Raw genomic sequence first — 16,252 nt, 5'->3', positions numbered from 1 at the left:
CTCCTCGACGGGACCCGCTGTCATGAGCTCGCTGACGGTCACCGACGTGACGAAGTCCTACGGCGCGACGCCGGTGCTGACCGGGGTGGACCTGCACGTGCCCGAGGGCAGCTTCACCGCGCTGCTCGGGCCTTCCGGGTGCGGCAAGACGACGCTGCTGCGACTGGTCGCGGGCTTCGACGACCCCGACCGCGGCACCGTCGACGTCGGCGGGCGGCTGGTGGCCGGCCCCGGCCGCAGCGTGGCCGCGCGGCGCCGGCACATCGGCTTCGTGCCGCAGGAGGGCGGGCTGTTCCCGCACCTGTCGGTCGCCGGCAACGTCGCCTTCGGCCTGCCCCGCCGGCAGCGCCGCGACGCCGGCCGGGTGGCGTCGCTGCTGGAGCTCGTCGGCCTGGACGCCGCCCTCGCGCAGCGCTCGCCGCACCAGCTGTCCGGCGGCCAGCAGCAACGGGTCGCGCTGGCGCGGGCGCTGGCACCGGCGCCGTCCCTGGTGCTGCTCGACGAGCCGTTCTCATCGCTGGACGCGTCGTTGCGGGAGGAGACGCGGCAGGCGGTGGCCGACGCGCTGACCGCGGCCGGTGCGACCGCCGTCCTGGTCACCCACGACCAGGCCGAGGCGCTGTCGATGGCCGACCAGGTGGCCGTGCTGCGCGGCGGCCGGCTGGTGCAGCTGGCCGACCCGCGCACGCTCTACCGCAGCCCGCAGGACCTCGACGTCGCGACCTTCGTGGGGGAGTCCGTGGTGCTCGACGCCGACGTCCGGGCCGGCCGGGCGCACTCGGCCCTGGGCGTGCTGGACCTCGAGCGCACCTGCCCCGACGGGCCGGTGCGGGTGCTGCTGCGCCCGGAGCAGCTGCGGCTCGGGCCGTCGGCCGGGGCGGGACCGCGCGCCCGCGTGCGCGGCGTCGACTTCTTCGGCCACGACGCGCGGGTGCGTCTGGAGCTGTCGTCCGGGATGGCGTTCAGCGCGCGGCTGGAGGGCTGGGACCTGCCGGCGGTGGGGGACGACGTGACGGTCGGCGTCCTCGGTGCGGCGCTGCCCTTCCCGGGGGACGCCGTCCGGTCCGGGGTGGGCCGGGTGCCCGCGTCGACTTAGGTGTGCCTAAGCTCACCGGCGTGGACCTCCTCCTCTTCACGGTCGACCCCCGCTGGGGCGCCGACGTGGTCGCCGCGGGCGGCGCCGGGATCGTCGTGGACTGGGAACGGCGTGGCAAGCACCGCCGCCAGCTCGGCGAGGGCACCCAGATCAACGGCGACACCCCCGCCGACCTCAGCCGCATGCGCGCCGCCACCGACGGCCGGCTGGTCTGCCGCATCAACGGCTTCGGTCCGTGGACGGCCGCCGAGGTGGACGACGCCGTCGCCCGCGGCGCCGACGAGCTGCTGCTGCCGATGGTGCGCACGGCCGCGGAGGTGGACCGCACCCTCGACCTGGTCGACGGTCGCTGCGGGTTGGGCATCCTCGTCGAGACACAGGACGGTGTGGCGCGGGCGGCCGCGCTGGCCCGGCGTCCGCTGTCCCGGGTCTATGTCGGGCTCAACGACCTGCGCATCGACCGTGGCGCGCAGCAGCTGTTCACGCCGCTGGTCGACGGCACGGTGGACGCCGTCCGTGCCGTGGTGCCCGGCGCGTTCGGCGTCGGAGGGCTGACGCTGCCCGAAGCCGGCGCGCCGGTGCCGGCCTGGCTGCTCGCCGCCGAGCTCGTCCGCGTGGGCGCCGACTTCACCTTCCTGCGGCGCTCGTTCACCGCGGACATGGCCGGGCGGGACCCGTTCGTCGAGGTGCCCCGGCTGCTCGACGTCCTCACCGGGCTGGCGACCGCCACCGCGGTCGACGTGGCCGAGCGCCGGGCCGCCTTCGTCGCCGCGGTGACCGGCGTGCCGGTGGCACAGCCGGCGTGAGGGCCCTGGCGTGAGGGCTCTGGTCACCGGTGCCGGCGGTTTCGTCGGTCGGCACCTGGTCGCGCGGCTGCGCGGCGACGGGTGGGATGTCGTCCCGCTGACGCGCGCCTCCGTCGACCTGACCGATGTGGTCGCTGCTGCCGCGTTCGTGCGCGACGCCGACCCGGAGGTCGTCTTCTCGCTGGCCGCGGCGCGGCGCAAGGCGACGCCGGCTGAGCGCGCGGACGCCGTCGCGGTGAACACGTCGCCGTGGCTGGTCGATGCGCTGCCCGACCGGTGCCGGGTCGTCGTCCGCCTGGGGTCGTCGACCGAGTACGCCGCCGCGCCGGTGCCGCTGGCCGAGGACGCCGCGCTGCGCCCACGCGGGTTCTTCGGCGCGTCGAAGGCGGCCGGCTCGCTGCTGCTGCAGGCCGCCGCCGCCGAGCGCGGGGTGCGGTCGGCGGTGCTGCGCGCGTTCCAGGTGTACGGGCCCGGCGACCACCCGACCCGGCTGGTGCCGGTCGTGCTCGACGCCGCCCGCACCGGTGCCGTCGTCCCGCTGCCGGCGCGGATGAGCCGGCGGGACTGGGTGTGGGTGGGCGACGTCGTGGACGCCTGCGTCCGGGCCGCGCTGGCCGACGACCTGCCGCCGGGGCAGGTGCTCAACATCGGCACCGGCGTGCAGACCTCGACTGAGGAACTGGTGTCGCTGGCGTCGCGGGTGACCGGCCGGCCGATCGCCGGTGCGGCGGGTGCCCACCCGGGTCGGGACTGGGACACCAACTGCTGGGTCAGCGACCCGTCCCTGGCGGCGTCGCTGCTGGGCTGGCGGGCCTCCGTCGACCTGGCCGAGGGGCTCTCGCGCGCCTGGGCCGCGCTGTCGTGACCCGCGTCGCCGTCGTCGTCCCGGTGTACCGGAACGCGGCGACGCTCGAGCCGCTGGCCGCGCGGCTGGCCGCCGCGCTGGCGGACCGGGACTGGCGGCTGCGGCTGGTGGTCGACGCGTGTCCCGCCGGGAGCGCCGACGTCGCCCTGTCCCTGGCCGGCCCGCGGATCGGGGTGACCCTGCTCGAGGAGAACGGCGGGCAGCACGCCGCGCTGCGGCGGGGGCTGGCCGACGAGCCGGGCGCCGATGAGTGGGTGTGCATGGACGCCGACCTGCAGGACCCACCCGAGGCCGTGCCGCTGCTGCTCGACCGGCTGGCGGCGGGGGACGTCGAGGCGGTCTTCGCCGGACGGCGCGGGGCGTACGAGTCGTGGCTGCGGCGCTGCACCGGCGGGCTGCACCGGCGGGTGGCGGCGCGGCTGACCGGTCTGCCGCCGGACGCCGGCGCGTTCCTCGCGCTGGGGCCGCGGGTGCGCTCGGCCGTGCTCGCCGCCCCCGGGGCGCCGAGCGTGGTGCTCGCCGTGGGGGTGGCCCGCCGGCCGGTGGCCAGCGTGCCGGTGTCGCGCGCCGTGCGACCGGAGGGCCGGTCGGCGTGGACCGCGCGGGCCCGGCTGGGTCAGTCGGTGCGCTCGCTGGGCTGGGCGCTGCGCCAGCAGTAGGCGATCGCTGGCTGTCGGCGCCAACTGTCAAGAGGCTCGATCCATCCGTGAACAGGCTGCTGAGCTGCGGATTCGTGTTGTCCAGCGTGTCTCGATCGGCTAGGCTTCGAACAGGTGATCGAATCGGTGGGAGGTGTCGTGGAGCAGCTGCTGGCCTCCCTCGACGCCCTGGCCGCCGAGGACCTGGCCCCGTTGTTCGGCCCGGCGCTGCTGGACCGGCTGGGTCGGCTGCTGGTGGCGCAGAACCGGTTCGCCGCCGAGGTGGCCCGCACCGTGCGCGAGGCCGAGGTGTCCGGTGCCGCGGAGGTCGACGGGCTGAAGACGATGACCTCCTGGCTGCGCGGGCACGCGCATCTGTCCACGTCCGAGGCCGCGCGGGTGGTGCGCGCGGGTCGGGCGCTGGCGCACCTGCCGGCCATGGCCACGGCGTTCGCCGCCGGTGACGTGACCGCCGAGCAGGCCGGGCTGCTCGGCCGGGTCGCCGAGCCGGAGGCTCTGGCTCTGGCCGCCGGGCAGGGCGTGGACCTGGGCGGCGTGGACACCGTGCTCACCGAGGTGGCTGTGACCCGTCCGCACGCCGACACCGCCAAGGCGGTGCACCACTACCTGGACCACCTCGACGCCGACGGCCCGGAGCCCGACCCCACCGAGGGGCGGCGGCTGAGCATCGCCCGGCACGCCGACGGGTCGATCTCCGGCCGCTTCGACCTCGATGCGGTGGGTGGGGAGAAGCTGCAGACGGCGCTGGAGTCCGTGGTGCAGAGCGGGCGGTGTGCCGGGGATGAGCGGACCCGGGCCCAGCAGCAAGCGGATGCGCTGGTGCAGCTGTGCGACAACCAATTGGCCTCCGGTCAGCTGCCCATGCTCCGTGGGCACAAGCCGCAGGTGTTGGTCAAGGTCGGCATCGAGGACCTGGTCGACGCGGCCACCGGTGCCGGCGCCGCGAAGCTGGGGTTCGGCGCCACTATTTCCGCCGCCCGGGCGCGGAGGATCGCGTGCGACGGCACCCTCACCCGGATCGTGATGGGCCCGGACGGGAAACCGCTGGACTACGGCCGCAGCGTGCGCCTGGTGCCGCCGCACGTGCGCCGGGCCGCGGAAGTGCGGGACGGTGGGTGCGTGTTCGCCGGCTGCGGTGCGCCGACCTCCTGGTGCGACGTCCACCATCTGCTGGAGTGGGCCAACGGCGGCCAGACCAGCCTCGACAACAGCGCGCTGCTGTGCGAACGGCACCACACGAAGGTCCACCACGGCTTCCGGGTCGAGCGACAACCCGACGGCCGATGGCGCACCTGGCGCCCCGACGGCACCGAGATCCGCACCGGACCGGGCCGCACCGGCCCACCCCTTCCCGCCGCCGCCTGATCTGGCACTCACCCGGCCGGCAGCCGACCGACGCCCACCCACGGGCACCGCCGGCTGCCGGCTGTCCGTGCGTCGGCACCGTGAGCGACGAACCGGCACGTCAACGGGTGGCCCACTCCCGGTGAGGTCCGCGGTGGACGGCCGCGTAGACCTGGTCGCGCAGCTCGTTGGCGCGCTGGTCGGTCAAGGTCCCCGACAGGGGACGCAGTACCAGCCGCAGGAGCACGTTGACCTGGTCCTGGCGCAGCCCGAGTCTCCGGCGGGCGGCGTCCGGGAGGTCGGCGTAGGCGGTGCCGGCCAGGACGGTCACCGACTCGAGGTCCTCGACGGCGGGGCCGAGAGCGGTGCGGACGGTGTCCCCGAGCAGCTCCGCATCGACCGGGGCGTCCACGACGATGGACAGGTCCCGGCGCACGGGTGGCTGCGACGACACCGGTCGCCACGGGGCCAGGTCGAGCAGCTGCGGGGCGATGCGCGGGTCCGTCGAGCGCAGCACGCGGATGTCCTGGATGCCCTTGCGCACCATGAGCGCCCGGTCCAGGCCCATGCCCAGCGCCAGGCCGCTGTAGCGGTCGGCGTCGAGACCGGCACCGGTGAGCACGTGCTCGGCGGCCAGGCCGCACTCCGCCAGCTCCACCCAGCCGGACGCGGTGCACACGTCGACCTGCAGACCCTGCGTGGTGTAGGGGTGGTGGGCCGGTGAGGTGCGCCAGCGCACTCCGGGCAGGACGGCGCCGACCACCAGCGCGACCATCCGCTGGAGGTCGTCGACGCCCAGCCGCCGGGTGGTGGTGACGCGCCACAGGTCCACCTGGTGCGGCGTGCCCACGTGCAGCCGGTCGATGCTGTCCCGGCGGTAGCACAGGCCGGGCAGTGCCAGCAGCACGTCGACCTCGGGATCGGCGGCACGGGCGGCGGCGAGCGCGCGGAGTGCAGGGGGGACGCCGGCGCTGGTGTGGCTGCGCAGCATCACCGTCTCGGCGGCGTAACGGCTGTAGCGGGCGTCGCGCGTGATGTCGGCGACCGCGTAGCCGAGGCGGTCGTAGTTGTCCTCGACGCTCACCAGTGGACGGCGCCGCTGCACGTCGAGGGCGCAGTCCCAGGCGTGGGTCAGGGCGGCGAGCACGTCGTCGAGGAGCACCTGCATCGCATGCGGTCCGTCGGTGGGGTCGGACAGGTCGCGCAGCTCCAGCGCGACCTCGATGTCGCGGGGTGACAGCAGGGTGGTCATGGAAGCCCCTCCGGGGGGTCGTCGGTGGGCTGTGCGGGCTCACCCCCGGCCGACGGACTCCGTGACGGGCTACCGGCAGACCTCGGCGCCCCCACGGCTGCTCGGCAGCCGGGGGCGGAGAAAGGCGGTTCCGTGCTCGGGCACGGACCAAAGGTAGCGGTCCCCGAGCGACACGTCCCGTGAGTTCCTGCGCCAGCCCAGCCCAGCCCAGCCCAGCGCCGGCCCGCCGGTCGACCGAGCGGGCCTCAGCGCTCCCAGAGCTGGACGAGCAGGTCGGTCTTCGAGGCGTCGAACGCGTACTCGTCGACCACGCGGAGCCCGGCGTCGAGCAGGACGTCGTCGTCATCGGTGGACACCACCTCGCCGCGGATCACCCGGCGGACCAGCCACACCCGGTCCGCCGCGGACGGGGCGTCGTCCGGCGGCAGGACGACGTCGGGCCGCAACCGCGGTGCCGCCGTCCGGACGTAGTGGTCCAGCCCGGTCGCCGAGCGCTGGTCCGCGGCGACGATCGGCTCGCCGGGGCGCTGCCGCTCGGCCAGCAGGGCCACCACGTCGTCGGCCCGCTCCCGTGGCTCGCGCACGGCCAGGGGTGAGGCCGCCAGCAGCGAGCAGGCCACCAGCAGCGCGGCGACCGGTGCCCGGGCCGCGCGCGGCAGGGCCAGCGCACCGACCGCCGCCAGCACGCCCAGCGACAGCAACCCGGCCAGCAGGTACCGCGGGTGGTACACCGGCCGCACCGTCTCGGCGAGCAGCAGCAGCCCCAGCGGCACGAGCAGCCAGCAGGTCGCGACCACCCGCGCTCCGCTGCCACGCAGCGCGCCCAGGACGGCCAGCCCCACGGTGAGGTACAGGAGCGACCTGGATCCGCCGGTCCACGCCTCGACGGCGAGGTCGGCCAGGGTGCCCTCGGTGTCCCGCAGGTGCTCGGCGTTGCGCGCGCCGGTCCCGTTGAGCAGGTTCACCCCGACCAGCCCGACGGCGGGCAGCGCCGCGGCCGCACCGGTGAGCACCACCGGCAGCGCCCGCCGGCCGCGCAGCAGCAGCGCCGCGACGACGAAGCCGGCGAGCGCCGTCACCGCGTACCAGTGCGCCAGCCCCATCCCCGCGCCCGCCAGCCCGAACAGCAGCAGCCCCCGCGGGGCGCCCTGCAGCCAGCGCACCAGCCCCAGCAGCGCGCCGCCGGTGGCCAGGACTGCCAGCCCGTACGGGCGGGCCTCCACCGCCTGCTCGAGCAGCAGCGGGCTCGCCGCCAACAGGAGCCCGGCCAGCACCCCGGCCGCCCGCGAGGTCAGCCGGGTCACCGCGCGCGTGATCGAGGCCAGCCCGCCGGCGGCCGCCAGCAGCGACAGCACCCGCAGCGACGTGTCCCCGCCCAGCCCCGGCAGCGACACCCACGTGTGCACCACGAAGTACCAGGGCGCGTTGTACGACGGCGGGACGTCGGCCAGGTAGCCCGTCGTCCCGCGGCCGTCGACGATCGCCGCGAGGATCTCCCCGTACGGCCGGCGGCCCACCTCGGCGGTGAACAGCTCGTCGAACCACAGTCCGTGCCCCGGCAGCAGCAGCACCGTCCCCAGCAGGACGACGGCGAGCGGCGGCACCAGTTCGAGCACCGACCAGGGGGTCGGCGGCGCGCGGACCGGCTCGGGCGGTGCGGACACCCGTTCCGCCGTCGTGCTCACGTCGAGCAGGTTAGGCGACCCTTCCTGGGCAGCCGACGTGTCACTGCCGCGCCGTAGCGTCCCGGGCCTCCAGCGGGGGGAGGGGAGAGGTGACCGCAGGTCCCGGGCCGGCGCCACCGCCGTCGTCGGAGACGGTCGCCCGGCGGTTCCGCCGTCAGCCGCGCCGCGACACCGCGCACGAGCTGGCGGTCCGCCGCCGGCTCCACGCCCGCGGGGTGCGGTACCGGGTCGACGTCCGCCCGTGCGCCGGCACCCGGGCGCGCGGCGACATCAGAAAGGACCACCGTGCCCCCCACCGCTCGCAGGCTCGCGGCGGGACCCTGCACGGTGGCCACGTCCCGCACGCGAACAGGGAGTGGTGGCTGGCCGAGCTCGCGGGCAACGTCGCCCGCGACCGGCGGGCCGACGCGGTGCTGGGGGCCGAGGGCTGGCGGGTGCTCCGCTTCTGGGAGCACGAGGACCCCGACGCGGTCGCCGACGCGATCTGTGCAGCCCTGGGCCGACCGCCGTCCGGACCGTGACCGCTCAGTCGTCCGGGTCGTCCTGCTCGTTGTGCGCGCGCTTCCAGAGCGGGACCGCCATCCACCACCAGGCCAGCAGGGCGCCGACGACCGCGGCGGTGATCCACGCCAGCGTCAGGTCGAAGACCACGTCGGTCACCAGCAGCACCGCGCCGACGATCGCCACCGCCAGCACGGTCAGGCCGAGGAACGCCGACCGGTTGCTGCGCTGCAGCAGCGCCTCCTTGTCGTGCTGGCGGAACAGCACCCGGTGCTGCGCCGCGGGGGCGATCAGCAGGCCGGTCGCCACGGCGGCGGCCAGCAGCGTGACGAAGTAGACGTCCCGCTGGAAGTCGGTGAGCTGGGTGCCCTGCTGCTGGAAAGGCACCACGAGCAGGAACGCGAAGAGGAACTGCACCCCGGGCAGCGCGACGCGCAGCTCGTTGAGCAGCTCCATCAGCTCCCGGTCGATCCGCTGCTTGCGGCTCTCACCGTCCTGTGACGAGTCCCCGCGTTGCTGCGGACTCCGTACGCCCGTCATGGCCCGCACCTCCTGCCGTCGCCGTTCCGCCCGATGGGGGTGGAGCGGGATGGTGCCACGGCGCAGCGCCTGGTGTGTGTGCCGCTCGTGCACCTCTTCCGCGGCCGGGAGGACGACGCCGGAGGACCACCGGGCGCAGACGCGACGAGGCCCGGCGGACCGGTGTGGTCCGCCGGGCCTCGTCGCGTCGGTCAGCCCCCGACGGCGGCCAGGGCCCGGTCCACCAGGTCGTAGTGGCCCACCGCCCAGAACACGGCGCCGGCCGCCGCCAGGCCGCCCACGGTGATCGCCGCGGAGCTCACCGGGTGCTGCTTGGCGTGCGCCCAGGTGTCGCGGGCCTTGCGGCGGAAGGCGACGAAGAACCGCCGCGCCCACTCGAACTCCGTGGACCACACCCACAGCCCCACCAGGATCGGCGGGATGGTGAGCGGCCCGGGCAGCACGGTCAGGGCCAGCCCCAGCAGCACGAACAGCAGCCCGACGACGAACACCCCGACCCGGTAGGCGATGCCGAGACCCGGCTTCTGCCGGAGCCGGTCGCGCCACGAGCCGGGCTCGACCGGCCGTGGCTCGCCCAGCCCGTCGGTGCAGTCGGCGCACCGCGTGGCGCCGCCGCCGGCGTGCGCCTGGTCGGCGGTGTGGACCGTGCTGGTCACCGGGACTCCTGGGTCGCTGCGGAGGGTGGAGGCGGAGCGATCAGCGCTGGGCGAGCCCGCGCGCGACCTCGCTGGGCCGCTGCTGCTCACCGGCGTAGGAGCTGACCACCACGAGCGCCCCGGTCAGCGCCGGGATCACCCACTGCAGCTGGTCGAGCTTGGCCTGGGCCGCGGCGACCTCGGCCTTGGCCCGCTTGCTGGGCTTGGTGCCCGAGCGGGACGGCGTGCCGCCGGCGTCGGAGACCACCTTGCCCAGGGCCCGGCTGTAGGCCGTGACCCCCAGGGCGGCCGCGGTGAGCGTGGTCTTGAGCGCGCTCATGCCGGCGACGCCCTGCTGCTCGGCCACGCGCCTCCGGTTGCCGAGCAGCTGGCCGACGCTGCCGATCAGGTGCGCGCCGATGGCCGCGGCGTTTACCGGCGTCCACCGGTCCCAGCCGGCGTTGGCCACCCGGCCGGTGTCCGATGCGCTGCCGGCCTCAGCGGCTGCGGCGTTGAGCGCGACGGCGTTGGCCAGCGTGCCGCCGAACCAGGCGGAGAGTCCGAGGTCGTGCAGCGAGCGGGACAGGGTGTTGCGCGCCATTGGTGATCTCCTCAGGTGGGGACAGGTGGAGTCGCTCTACCCCGCATCCCGCGTTCACACTCGATCGCGCGCCCCCGTGCTCAGGTGCCGTAGCGCAGCGCGGCCCGGCGGCGCGCCTTGGCCGCCTCCTCCTCCCGGTCCTTGGGCGGAGCCGTGGTGACCAGCGCGGCGAGCAGCCGGGCCGAGGCCTCGGCGACCTCGGCGACGGCACGGTCGAAGGCCTCCGCGTTGGCCCGCGACGGCCGCGCCGTCCCGCTGATCTTGCGGACGTATTGCAGCGCGGCGGCGTGCACCTCGTCCTCGGTGACGGGGGGCTCGAAGTTGGCCAGTGGCCGGATGTTGCGGCACATGCGCCGCAGCGTAGGAGCGCCCGGCCCGCACCGGGGCGCCTCAGACGGCGAAGCCGGCCCGGTCGACCTTCCGGTGGTAGCGGGTGCCCAGCCCGCCGCCGAGCAGCGCCCCGGCCAACGACGCCGCCGCGGCGGCCGCGAGGGTGACCAGTCCGGTAGTGGTGGCGGTGCCCTCCTCGACCGGGATGCGCGGCAGCTCCAGCCGCGCGAGCACGTTGTACTCGCTGCCCAGCGCCACCGCGGCACCGGAGACCAGCAGGACGACGACCAGGCCGACCAGCCAGACCGCCAGGCCCTGCCGGAAGCCGGTGAAGCGCGCCATCCGCCCGGCGACGTACCCGCCGGCGAGGTAGGACAAGAAGAGGACGACGAGCAGCGCGACCGCCCCGCCGAGGCCCATCTCCCCGGCCGACGCCCCCTCGGTCAGACCCAGCGCGACGTCGGCCGCCGACACCAGCGCGACGAGCAGCACCGCCAGGCCGGTCGCCGACAGCCAGCCGAAGAACGCTGCACCCCACGCGATCCCGCCGAACGCCGACTGCTGGGCGGCGACGGCGTCCCGCGCCACGCCGGAGGTGGCCGAGGCGCCCTCGGGGACGGTGCGGTCGCTGCTCGCCATGGTGGGCCTCCCGGGGAAGATCGGAGCCGGACGTGCCCGGCGGGGTGCCCCGGGCCGGTGGGCACAAACGGTGCGCCGGAGGCGCGACGAGGCCTCTGAGGAGGAGCGGTGATCGTGGTGCTGGTGGACACCGCGAACGTGGTCGGCGCCCGGCCCGACGGCTGGTGGCGCGACCGGCCGGCGGCGACGTCCCGGCTGCTGGCCCGGCTGACCGCGCTGCCGGGCCGCATCGTGCCCGCACCCGGAGGCGGGCGGCTGCTCTGCGGCGAGGTCGTCGCGGTCGTCGAGGGAGCCGCGTCGACGGTCCCGGCGCCGGAGGGCGTCACGCTGGTGCGCGCTCCCGGCAGCGGGGACGACGCGCTCGCCTCCTACGCCGGCCGGCTCGCGGTGGAGGGGCGGCGGGTGCTGGTGGTCACCGCCGACCGCGGCCTGCGCGCGCGGCTCCCGGACGACGCCACCGTCGCCGGCCCCGGCTGGCTGTACGAGGTGCTGCCCGCATGACCCGGGAGGCACGAGGGTAGAGCGACTCCACCGACGCGCGACCGAGACCTGTGCGCGCGTCTGCACCCCTCCCGAGCACGAGGAGCCGCATGCCGCCCGCCGTCCCGCCGTCCCGCCCCCTGACCGCCCTGATCACCGGAGCCTCGAGCGGGATCGGTCGGGCCACGGTGCACGCCCTCGCCGCCCGCGGCGCCCGGCTGGTGCTCGTGGCCCGGGGCCGTGAGGCGCTGGAGGAGACCGCCGCCGAGGCCCGCGAGAAGGGCGCTGCCGACGTCCTGGTCTGCCCGGCCGACGTCGCCGACGCCGACGCCGTGCAGCGGGCGGTCGAGACCGCCGTCGAGCGCCTCGGCCGCCTCGACGCCGTCGTCCACTCGGCGCAGACCATGGCCTACGGCCGCATCGAGGACGTGCCCCGCGAGGCCTTCGAGGCCGTCGTGGACACCTCCCTGCACGGCACCGCCAACGTCGCCCGCAGCGCGCTGCCGGTGTTCCGCAGCCAGGGTGCCGGGCACCTGGTCGTCGTCAGCTCGCTGCTGGCGTCGGTGACCGCGCCGCTCATGGGCACCTACGCGGCGGCGAAGTGGGGTCAGCTCGGGCTGGTGCGCACGCTGCAGCAGGAGACGCGGGACGCGCCGGGAGTGCACGTCTCGGCGGTCGCCCCCGGCGGGGTCAACACCCCGATCTACTACCAGGGCGCCACGTGGGCCGGCAGCACCGGCCGGCCGCCGCCCCCGGTGTACTCGGCGGAGCGGGTGGCGCGCGCGGTGGTGGCGCGGCTGGACCGGCCGCGGCGGCTGGTGCAGGCGGGGATAGCCAACCCCGTGGTCATCGCCGGCTTCCGGCTGCTCCCGGCCGTCTACGACGCGCTGGTCGGGCCGCTGTTCCGGGTGTTCGCCCTGGCCGGGGACGGCGCACCACCCAGCGAGGGCAACGTCTTCACCTCCCGGACGGAGCGCAACGCCAAGGACGGCCGCTGGCACGGCGTCTGAGCGCTCCCGGTCACCAGCGCTCGCGCCGGTCGGCCAGGCCCTCCTCGAACGCGGTCACGACGCCGGCGGCGACGTCGCGGAGCTTGACGTTGCGCCGCTGCGAGGCGATCCGCAGCAGGTCGAAGGCCCGGTCGGCCGTGCACCGCTCCTGCGCCATCAGCAGGCCGACCGCCTGACCGATGGTGGCCCGGGTCTCCAGGCCGCCGATCAGGGACTCGGTGCGCTCGTCGCTGTCGGCGATCCGCAGCGCCACCGTGAGCGCACCGGTGGCCTGCTGGGCCCAGTCGGCGGCGGTGGCCTCGTCGTCGGCGCTGAACACCCGGGGCTCGGTGGCGTAGAGGTTCAGCGCACCGCTGTTGCGGCCCTCGACCACCAGCGGCAGCGACAGCGAGGACCGGACGCCGAGCTCCGCGGCTCGCGCCGGGAAGGGGGTCCAGCGGTCCTCGGTGGCCATGTCGTCGACGCGGACGACGGTGCCGGTGCGCATCGACTCCAGGCACGGGCCGGTGTCCGCCGCGTACTGCCGCTCGTCGGCCTGCTGGGCCAGCGGCCCGGTGCTCGCCACCGTCACCCCGGTGCTGTCGCGGGTGAGGGTCAGTCCGCAGGCCACGGCGGCGGGGACCTGTCGCGCGGCGAGGTGCACCAGGTCGCCCAGGAACGACCTGAGGTCGCCCCCCGACGCCAGCAGGGCGAGCAGCTCCCCGTCGTCGGACTCCGTGTCCAGCCTCGGCGTCACTGCGCCCGTCCTCCGTGTCGTGCCCGTCCGGCCGATGGAGTATCCAGCACGCACGGGCGGCGCGGGGAGACTCCGCGCGAACGGCGCCGTGAACAGCGTGTTGCCTCCGGCCCAGGCCGTTGACCCGGCCGGGACGCCGGACCAGGCTGGCCCTCCCCGCCTGCAGCGGGCCGACTCCCGGAGGCGCCCGTGACCGCCGATCCCACCGCCCGCCCCACCCCGCCGAGGTCCGCACACGCGGGCGTCGAGGCGGAGCGGGTCGACACCGGCTACCTCGAGAGGCGCCGGCTGCGATCCGGGACGGCGGGCTGGCTGCTGCTGGCCGGTCTCGGCGTCTCGGCGGTCATCTCCGGCGACTACGCCGGGTGGAACTTCGGCCTGGCCGAGGGCGGGTTCGGCGGACTGCTGATCGCCACCGTGCTGATGGCGGTCATGTACACCGCGATGGTGTTCGGGCTGGCCGAGCTCGGCTCCGCGCTGCCGACCGCCGGCGGCGGCTACACCTTCGCCCGGCGCGCGCTGGGCCCGTGGGGCGGCTACGCCACCGGCGTCGCCGTGCTCATCGAGTACGCGATCGCACCGGCGGCCATCGCTACCTTCATCGGCGCCTACGTCGAGTCCCTCGGCCTCTTCGGCATCACCGACGGCTGGTGGGTCTACCTGGTCGTCTACGCACTGTTCATCGGGATCCACCTGATGGGTGTCGGCGAGGCGCTCAAGGCGATGTTCGCCGTCACCGTCGTGGCGCTCGCCGGGCTGGTGGTCTTCCTCGTCGGCGCCGTCCCGCGGTTCGAGGCCGGCAACCTGCTCGACATCGCACCCACCGACGCCGCCGGCGCCTCGGCGTTCCTGCCGTACGGGCTGATCGGCGTCTGGGCGGCGTTCCCGTTCGCCATCTGGTTCTTCCTCGCCGTCGAGAGCGTCCCGCTGGCCGCCGAGGAGGCCCGCGACCCGGCCCGGTCGATGCCGCGGGGGATCGTCGCCGCGATGGGCGTGCTCGTCGTGCTCGCCGTCCTCATGCTGGTGTTCACCCCGGGCGCGGCGGGGTCGTCGGCGATCGCGGGGTCGGGCAACCCGCCGGTCGACGCGCTGGCCGGTGCCGGCGCACCCGACGCCCTCACCCGGGTGGTCAACTACGCCGGCCTGTTCGGGCTGGTGGCCAGCTTCTTCTCGATCATCTACGCGTACTCGCGGCAGACCTTCGCGCTCTCCCGCGCCGGCTACCTGCCGCGCGCCCTCTCGGTGACCAACGGCCGCAAGGCGCCGGTGCTGGCGCTGCTCGTCCCGGGTGCCATCGGCTTCGTCCTGTCATTGACCGGCCAGGGCGCGATGCTGCTCAACATGGCCGTCTTCGGGGCGACGGTGTCCTACGTGCTGATGATGGTCAGCCACATCGTGCTGCGCCGCCGCGAGCCGGACCTGCCCCGCCCGTACCGGACGCCGGGCGGGACGGCGACCACCGGCGTCGCGCTGGTGCTCGCGGCCGCCGCGGTCGTGGCCACCTTCCTCGTCGACGTCACCGCGGCGCTGTGGACGCTCGCGGCGTACGCCGCCTTCCTCGCGTACTTCGCGCTCTACAGCCGCCACCACCTGGTGGCCTCCGCGCCGGAGGAGGAGTTCGAGCTGCTGGCCGATGCGGAGGAGGACGTCCGATGAGGCGCGTCGGCACGGTCGGCGGGCACACCTACGAGTTCCCGACCCTGGTCGAGCTGATGGCCAAGGCGACCCCGCTGCGTTCCGGCGACGTGCTGGCCGGCTGCGCCGCGGAGTCGGCCGCGGAGCGGGTGGCCGCGCAGACGGTGCTCGCCGACCTGCCGCTGGCCACCTTCCTCGACGAGCAGGTGGTCGGCTACGACGAGGACGACGTCACCCGGCTGGTGCTGGACACCCACGACCCGGTCGCCTTCGCGCCGGTCGCGTCGCTCACGGTGGGGGAGTTCCGCGACCGGCTGCTGGCCTGGGCCGCCGCGGGCGACGAGCCGGCGATCAGCGACCTGGCCCCCGGCCTGACGCCGGAGATGGTCGCGGCCACGTCGAAGCTGATGCGCAACGCCGACCTGGTCGCCGTCGGCCGGCGCACCCGGGTGGTCACCGGGCTGCGCAGCACCCTCGGCCTGCCCGGGCGGCTGGCCTCGCGGCTGCAGCCCAACCACCCGACCGACGACCCGCTGGGCGTCACCGCGTCCATCGTCGACGGGTTGCTGCAGGGCTGCGGGGACGCCGTCATCGGCATCAACCCGGCCACCGACTCCCCGGCCCGCACGGTCGCGCTGCTGGAGCTGGTCGACGAGGTGATCGGCCGCTACGGCATCCCGACCCAGTCCTGTGTGCTGGCCCACGTCACCACCACGCTGCGGGCGCTGGAGGCCGGCGCCCCGGTCGACCTGGTGTTCCAGTCGGTCGCCGGCACCCAGCCGGCCAACCGCGGATTCGGCGTCACCCTCGACCTGCTCGCCGAGGCCCGCGCCGGCGCGCTGGCCCTGGGGCGTGGCACGGTCGGGTCGAACGTCACCTACTTCGAGACCGGCCAGGGCTCGGCGCTGTCGGCCGACGCGCACCGCGGCATCGGCGGCCGGCCGGTCGACCAGCAGACGCTGGAGGCGCGCGCCTACGCCGTCGCCCGGCACTTCGACCCGCTGATCGTCAACACCGTCGTCGGCTTCATCGGCCCGGAGTACCTCTACGACGGCAAGCAGGTGCTGCGCGCCGGGCTCGAGGACCACCTCTGCGGCAAGCTGCTCGGCCTGCCGATGGGCGTCGACGTCTGCTACACGAACCACGCCGAGGTCGACGAGGACGACATGGACTCGCTGATGCTGCTGCTCGGGGCGGCCGGCTGCACGTTCCTCATCGCCGTCCCCGGGATGGACGACGTGATGCTGCACTACCAGTCGCTGGCGTTCTCCGACGTGCTGACCACCCGCTCGGTGCTGGGGCTGCGGCCGGCCCCGGAGTTCGAGGCGTGGCTGGCGCGGATGGACCTGCTCGACGACGCCGGCCGGGTGCGCGAGCTGACCGCCGACGCGCCCGCGGCGCGGGCCCTGCTCGCGGCGGCGTCGTCGTGAGGAGCCGG

At 75.5% G+C, this 16,252-nt stretch carries 18 protein-coding genes; 10 read left to right on the top strand and 8 right to left on the bottom strand.

Annotated elements, in window-relative coordinates:
- Nucleotides 1-22 precede the first annotated feature (22 nt).
- The 5 genes from GOBS_RS17820 to GOBS_RS17800 all read left to right on the top strand — a co-directional run bounded on the left by GOBS_RS17820 (nt 23) and on the right by GOBS_RS17800 (nt 4,791).
- The gene (locus GOBS_RS17820) at nt 23-1,096 is read left to right on the top strand and encodes an ABC transporter ATP-binding protein (RefSeq protein WP_012949658.1); all 1,074 of its coding nucleotides are present in this window, start codon (nt 23-25) and stop codon (nt 1,094-1,096) included.
- A 20-nt stretch (nt 1,097-1,116) separates the two neighbouring features.
- Entirely contained in the window at nt 1,117-1,902 is a 786-nt protein-coding gene (locus GOBS_RS17815) for an aldolase/citrate lyase family protein (RefSeq protein ID WP_166487447.1), read from the top strand.
- Nucleotides 1,903-1,912: 10 nt separating this feature from the next.
- Complete coding sequence (locus GOBS_RS17810; protein ID WP_012949656.1) at nt 1,913-2,767, top strand: NAD-dependent epimerase/dehydratase family protein; 855 nt, start codon at nt 1,913-1,915, stop codon at nt 2,765-2,767.
- Nucleotides 2,764-3,426 (top strand): glycosyltransferase, encoded by a 663-nt coding sequence (locus GOBS_RS17805; protein WP_012949655.1) that lies wholly within the window; start codon nt 2,764-2,766, stop codon nt 3,424-3,426. The genes GOBS_RS17810 and GOBS_RS17805 overlap by 4 nt, the downstream gene beginning before the upstream one ends.
- 138 nt (nt 3,427-3,564) lie before the next feature.
- Nucleotides 3,565-4,791 carry an HNH endonuclease signature motif containing protein gene (locus GOBS_RS17800; protein ID WP_012949654.1) on the top strand — a complete coding sequence of 409 codons (1,227 nt, stop codon included), beginning with the start codon at nt 3,565-3,567 and terminating at the stop codon, nt 4,789-4,791.
- A gap of 100 nt (nt 4,792-4,891) precedes the next feature.
- Here the strand turns inward: GOBS_RS17800 and srmL are convergent, their stop codons facing one another.
- Both srmL and GOBS_RS17790 read right to left on the bottom strand, forming a co-directional pair.
- Entirely contained in the window at nt 4,892-6,022 is a 1,131-nt protein-coding gene (gene srmL, locus GOBS_RS17795) for a PheS-related mystery ligase SrmL (RefSeq protein ID WP_012949653.1), read from the bottom strand.
- Between the two features lie 245 nt (nt 6,023-6,267).
- The gene (locus tag GOBS_RS17790) at nt 6,268-7,707 is read right to left on the bottom strand and encodes a glycosyltransferase family 39 protein (RefSeq protein WP_243697531.1); all 1,440 of its coding nucleotides are present in this window, start codon (nt 7,705-7,707) and stop codon (nt 6,268-6,270) included.
- Nucleotides 7,708-7,796: 89 nt separating this feature from the next.
- On the opposite strand from GOBS_RS17790, the gene GOBS_RS17785 reads away from it, so the two are divergent.
- Nucleotides 7,797-8,228: a PDDEXK family nuclease gene (locus GOBS_RS17785; RefSeq protein ID WP_012949651.1), complete on the top strand. Its 432-nt coding sequence runs from the start codon at nt 7,797-7,799 to the stop codon at nt 8,226-8,228.
- 4 nt (nt 8,229-8,232) lie between these two features.
- Here the strand turns inward: GOBS_RS17785 and GOBS_RS17780 are convergent, their stop codons facing one another.
- The 5 genes from GOBS_RS17780 to GOBS_RS17760 all read right to left on the bottom strand — a co-directional run bounded on the left by GOBS_RS17780 (nt 8,233) and on the right by GOBS_RS17760 (nt 10,953).
- Entirely contained in the window at nt 8,233-8,748 is a 516-nt protein-coding gene (locus GOBS_RS17780) for a DUF6328 family protein (RefSeq protein ID WP_012949650.1), read from the bottom strand.
- 191 nt (nt 8,749-8,939) lie between these two features.
- Nucleotides 8,940-9,404 (bottom strand): PGPGW domain-containing protein, encoded by a 465-nt coding sequence (locus GOBS_RS25640; RefSeq protein WP_012949649.1) that lies wholly within the window; start codon nt 9,402-9,404, stop codon nt 8,940-8,942.
- 40 nt (nt 9,405-9,444) lie between these two features.
- Nucleotides 9,445-9,984: a hypothetical protein gene (locus tag GOBS_RS17770; protein WP_012949648.1), complete on the bottom strand. Its 540-nt coding sequence runs from the start codon at nt 9,982-9,984 to the stop codon at nt 9,445-9,447.
- 80 nt (nt 9,985-10,064) lie between these two features.
- Nucleotides 10,065-10,334, bottom strand: a complete 270-nt coding sequence (locus tag GOBS_RS17765; RefSeq protein WP_012949647.1) for a DUF2277 domain-containing protein — start codon at nt 10,332-10,334, stop codon at nt 10,065-10,067.
- A 40-nt stretch (nt 10,335-10,374) separates the two neighbouring features.
- Nucleotides 10,375-10,953, bottom strand: a complete 579-nt coding sequence (locus GOBS_RS17760; protein WP_012949646.1) for a hypothetical protein — start codon at nt 10,951-10,953, stop codon at nt 10,375-10,377.
- Between the two features lie 108 nt (nt 10,954-11,061).
- Between GOBS_RS17760 and GOBS_RS17755 the strand changes: the two genes are divergently transcribed.
- Entirely contained in the window at nt 11,062-11,454 is a 393-nt protein-coding gene (locus GOBS_RS17755; RefSeq protein ID WP_012949645.1) for a hypothetical protein, read from the top strand.
- An 89-nt stretch (nt 11,455-11,543) separates the two neighbouring features.
- Nucleotides 11,544-12,443 (top strand): SDR family NAD(P)-dependent oxidoreductase, encoded by a 900-nt coding sequence (locus tag GOBS_RS17750; RefSeq protein WP_012949644.1) that lies wholly within the window; start codon nt 11,544-11,546, stop codon nt 12,441-12,443.
- A gap of 10 nt (nt 12,444-12,453) precedes the next feature.
- Here GOBS_RS17750 and GOBS_RS17745 read toward each other — a convergent pair whose 3' ends face one another.
- Nucleotides 12,454-13,179: a GAF and ANTAR domain-containing protein gene (locus GOBS_RS17745; protein ID WP_012949643.1), complete on the bottom strand. Its 726-nt coding sequence runs from the start codon at nt 13,177-13,179 to the stop codon at nt 12,454-12,456.
- A gap of 189 nt (nt 13,180-13,368) precedes the next feature.
- Here GOBS_RS17745 and eat point away from each other — a divergent pair, with 189 nt between their 5' ends.
- Both eat and GOBS_RS17735 read left to right on the top strand, forming a co-directional pair.
- The gene (eat, locus tag GOBS_RS17740; RefSeq protein ID WP_012949642.1) at nt 13,369-14,835 is read left to right on the top strand and encodes an ethanolamine permease; all 1,467 of its coding nucleotides are present in this window, start codon (nt 13,369-13,371) and stop codon (nt 14,833-14,835) included.
- Complete coding sequence (locus tag GOBS_RS17735; protein WP_012949641.1) at nt 14,832-16,244, top strand: ethanolamine ammonia-lyase subunit EutB; 1,413 nt, start codon at nt 14,832-14,834, stop codon at nt 16,242-16,244. Before eat ends, GOBS_RS17735 begins: the two co-directional genes overlap by 4 nt.
- Nucleotides 16,245-16,252 lie beyond the last annotated feature (8 nt).

The sequence above is a fragment of the Geodermatophilus obscurus DSM 43160 genome, assembly GCF_000025345.1.
In the GTDB taxonomy this organism is placed as follows: domain Bacteria; phylum Actinomycetota; class Actinomycetes; order Mycobacteriales; family Geodermatophilaceae; genus Geodermatophilus; species Geodermatophilus obscurus.
This window is presented reverse-complemented; position numbering and strand designations above follow the sequence as displayed.

Excerpts from the sequence above, each read along its gene's own strand:
- GOBS_RS17780 (WP_012949650.1), bottom strand. The coding sequence starts at position 8,748 with ATGACGGGCGTACGGAGTCCGCAGCAACGCGGGGACTCGTCACAGGAC.
- GOBS_RS17820 (WP_012949658.1), top strand. The coding sequence starts at position 23 with ATGAGCTCGCTGACGGTCACCGACGTGACGAAGTCCTACGGCGCGACG.
- GOBS_RS17750 (WP_012949644.1), top strand. The coding sequence starts at position 11,544 with ATGCCGCCCGCCGTCCCGCCGTCCCGCCCCCTGACCGCCCTGATCACC.
- srmL (WP_012949653.1), bottom strand. The coding sequence starts at position 6,022 with ATGACCACCCTGCTGTCACCCCGCGACATCGAGGTCGCGCTGGAGCTG.
- GOBS_RS17760 (WP_012949646.1), bottom strand. The coding sequence starts at position 10,953 with ATGGCGAGCAGCGACCGCACCGTCCCCGAGGGCGCCTCGGCCACCTCC.
- GOBS_RS17735 (WP_012949641.1), top strand. The coding sequence starts at position 14,832 with ATGAGGCGCGTCGGCACGGTCGGCGGGCACACCTACGAGTTCCCGACC.
- GOBS_RS17770 (WP_012949648.1), bottom strand. The coding sequence starts at position 9,984 with ATGGCGCGCAACACCCTGTCCCGCTCGCTGCACGACCTCGGACTCTCC.
- GOBS_RS17765 (WP_012949647.1), bottom strand. The coding sequence starts at position 10,334 with ATGTGCCGCAACATCCGGCCACTGGCCAACTTCGAGCCCCCCGTCACC.